We start from the raw sequence: 1,588 nt of genomic DNA, 5'->3' as shown, positions 1-1,588 counted from the left end.
CCACCCTACCGATGACCGCCGTCGCCCCGGGGCCCTCCGGCTCCGAATCCCCCCCACCGGCCGCGGGTGAGGGGACATCCATTGGAGTGAGCGCGCGCTGGGCGCGCTGGGCCTGGTGGCTCGTGCTGGCCGTCCTGGCCGTGGCCGCCATCGCCGTGGGTCAGCATCCCCGCAGGGGCGTGGACTTCCGCGTCTACCTCATGGCGGCGGAGCGCTTCTGGGAAGCCACGGACATCTACCGCCTGTCCGACGGCCACATGCCGTTCAAGTACGCGCCCATCACCGCGCCGCTGTTCCTTCCCTTCACCCTGCTCCCCGCGCGCGCCGCCGTGGCCCTGTGGAACCTGGGCTCCATCGCCGCGCTCGCCGCCGTGGCCCGCCTCACCATGCGCGCCACGCCTTCGTCGGGGGAAGCCACGCCCTGGGCCTGGGCGCCCGCGCTGACGACGCTGGCCCTGCTGCCGGCCTTCACCTTCGAGCTGTTCTACGGCCAGGTGGACGCCGTCATCCTGTTGCTCATCCTCCTGTGCACGCTCGGCGCCGAACGCGGACAGGTGTGGCGCCCTGGCGCCGCCTTCGCCGTCGCCTTCCTGCTCAAGCCGCCCGCCGCCCTCGTCGGCCTCTTCTTCCTGTGGCGCCGGCACTGGCGCGTCATCGGCGCCACCGCCGTGGTGGGAGGGATTCTCACCCTGCCCACGCTCGCCCGCTACGGCTGGGACGGCACGCTGGTCCAATTCCAACTGTGGAGCGACACACTGGCGCGCACCACGCCGCCCTGGGCGCTCCAGTCCAACACCCAGGGCCTGCCCACCGTACTGCTAGCGCTGGTGTACCCGCCCGACACCGTGGTGCCCCCCGGTGACATGTCGCTGGCGCAGGCCGTGGCGATGGTCCTCTTCGTCGCCGCCGTGGTGTGGGCAAGACCCGGGCCGGCGGACCTCATCGCCGTGTGTTGCCTGGGTGTCACCCTGCTGTCACCGCTGGCGTGGCGCGCGAACTACGTGCTGGCCTGGCCGTTGATCCGCGCCGCGGTGGAGAGCCGCCACCGGCCCAACCTGGTGCTGGTGGCGCTCATCGCCCTCACGGGTCTCCTGGTCTCTGACTCGGGACTGGGCGCGGAATGGAGCCGCCACGTCCTCCTGTGGCGCCCCTTCGCGCTCGTCTACACCGGGTTGCTGATCGTCCTGCTGTCGCAGATGCGCCGCATGGGCGCACCGCGAGCGGTGGCGGACGCCGACGCCGTGTCACGCCTGCCACGTTGCTTTGGTGGCGGGCTCGCGCCGTGACGCTTCCGTCAAGTTGATGGAAGCAAAGTGTCACGGGCCCCGGACAGGCCCGACACATGGCGTCGCTATATGCGCGTCCAGTCATGTTCGAGACCTTCGACAGCGGCCCGGACGTCCAATCGGCGCGGCGGTTCGCGCTCTCCACTACGGCATCCGTCGCCGTGTTCGCGCTGATGGGCATCGCCGCCGTCACCGCTGCCGGCAAGGTGACGGAAGTCATCAAAGAGAAGAAGGGCACGGACGTGGTGTTCCGTCCGCCGCCCCCTCCTCCGCCGCCCCCCGTGGTCGAGGCGAAGCCGCCT

At 71.2% G+C, this 1,588-nt stretch carries 1 protein-coding gene and 1 pseudogene; both read left to right on the top strand.

The features are described from left to right. Positions 1-1,286 (top strand): glycosyltransferase family 87 protein (locus tag FMQ63_RS37075; protein WP_228556576.1); only part of this gene is annotated, 1,286 nt, incomplete at its 5' end. Positions 1,287-1,369: 83 nt separating this feature from the next. After that, positions 1,370-1,588 (top strand): annotated as a pseudogene (locus FMQ63_RS37070) (energy transducer TonB); the annotation flags it as partial.

The organism is Myxococcus sp. CA005 (assembly GCF_006518205.1).
GTDB lineage: Bacteria > Myxococcota > Myxococcia > Myxococcales > Myxococcaceae > Myxococcus > Myxococcus xanthus.
Note: the sequence above shows the minus strand (reverse complement) of the source record. Positions and strands in the feature narration are given on the sequence as shown.